This is a genomic window from Brucella pseudogrignonensis (assembly GCF_002252525.1).
Taxonomy (GTDB): Bacteria; Pseudomonadota; Alphaproteobacteria; order Rhizobiales; family Rhizobiaceae; genus Brucella; species Brucella pseudogrignonensis.
This window is the reverse complement of the sequence record NZ_NNRM01000034.1, coordinates 1-1,568: the sequence shown is the minus strand read 5'-3', so window position 1 is coordinate 1,568 and position 1,568 is coordinate 1. Positions and strand designations below refer to the sequence as shown.

Below are 1,568 nucleotides of genomic sequence, written 5' to 3'. Positions count from 1 at the left end.
CGTCATGCCGTCAAAACAAGGCGGCCCTGCTCGGATAGATACATATTATGCCCTCGTGTTCGAGTTTGATCCGGTCATACTAAGAGACCTTATGACTGATGGATCCGTAGACGCTGTACAAGCTTCACCGATCAAGATTGAACCCGTCGATGCAAAAGTCGCAGACGCAGCCCTAAGGCTAATGCGTCTCCTTGAACAACCGAAAGCACTTTTCGCTCTTCGTTCAGGAATATTGCGAGAATTACATTACTGGCTTTTGGAAAGCCGCCACGGCTCAGCAATCAGACGGCTTGGCACCGAGCAAAGCCAAGCGGATCGGATCGGCAGGGTCATCAGAGTTCTTCGTCAGCAATACGGGCAGACACTTCGCATAGAGACACTGGCAAGACTTGCGGGGATGAGCGAAGCATCGTTTCATAAGCATTTTCGTGCCATTACAACTTTGTCACCACTTCAGTTTCAGAAACAGCTTCGCCTGATTGAAGCACGTCGCCTGATGTTAGCTAGCGGCGAGACGATCACTAATGCCGCCTACGCAGTAGGCTACCTGAGTGTGCCCCAGTTCACGCGTGAATACAGCCGTCTGTTTGGTGCTCCGCCAAGACGCGATATTCAGCTGAGCGGCGGCAGCTGCAATTAACAAGCTATCTGTTTCGACTTGGATTCCAAAACACGAGCTCCAACGCCTTTCTGGATTGCCGGCCAGGAAAGCTAAAGCTGGCTTTGCGATCCCAACTCACCATGGCAGAAAGGTGCTATTGAGAACATCAATGAGCGGTTCCGACGTTATTTACTCAGCAATGCTGATCTGGCGCAGGTCAGCCAGGCGCAGTTGACTGCCCCCGCCCATAATCTCAATGCAACGCCGCGCAAGTGTCTTGGATTTAAGACACCTGCCGAGGCTTTTGCTACACTTTTGCAGGATGAAGCTTAATCAGATACCCTCACTACCGGCATGATGCACTTGGAGTAGCTTTTCCAAAAGAGATCTCGTATGCGGCGTTCGAAGGAACGCAAGCTCATCCTTCTTGACCCGCTACGATAATTTTTGGTCAGCTACTCACTGTGAACCGCCCCAAGGCACGCAGGAAACAAGCCACGGACCGGGTGATTGCTCTGCAAAATCGGTCCGTCCCGCGCTAGGCACTGCATCAAGGCTGATAATGCGTTCTTCCAGCGCAAAGACCCGCTTCCCTGCATAATGACGGCAAACAAGTTCGACCAACGGCGTGTGTCGTGGCATGTCGATATGACGCGCATCGGCAGGGCCGCTCAACCGCTCATTTCGTTTCAGCAGCTCAAAACGATAAGGCTGCCCAAGCGCTGCAACCTCATCGCGAATATCGTGGATTTCGAGAATAGCGGCTTGTGACTGTGGGAAGGAAACAAAGCTGCCCGAACGGCGCTTTCGTTCAATCAGACCGGCTTTTGCCAGCTGCGTCAGCGCCTTGTTCACGGTCATGCGCGAGCAATTATAATACTCGGTAAGCTCGTGCTCGAACGGGATGCGATGACCGGGCTGCCATTCGCCAGAAATAATGCGCGTTTCAATATCATCCAGAATACGC

At 52.4% G+C, this 1,568-nt stretch carries 1 protein-coding gene and 2 pseudogenes; 2 read left to right on the top strand and 1 reads right to left on the bottom strand.

Going from position 1 to position 1,568, the window contains the following annotated elements:
* Positions 1–640 (top strand): AraC family transcriptional regulator (locus tag CEV34_RS14720; RefSeq protein ID WP_143853391.1); only part of this gene is annotated, 640 nt, incomplete at its 5' end.
* A 75-nt stretch (positions 641–715) separates the two neighbouring features.
* A pseudogene (locus tag CEV34_RS27785) lies at positions 716–934 on the top strand (transposase); the annotation flags it as partial.
* Between the two features lie 129 nt (positions 935–1,063).
* On the opposite strand, the pseudogene CEV34_RS14715 reads toward CEV34_RS27785, so the two are convergent.
* Positions 1,064–1,568 (bottom strand): annotated as a pseudogene (locus CEV34_RS14715) (GntR family transcriptional regulator); the annotation flags it as partial.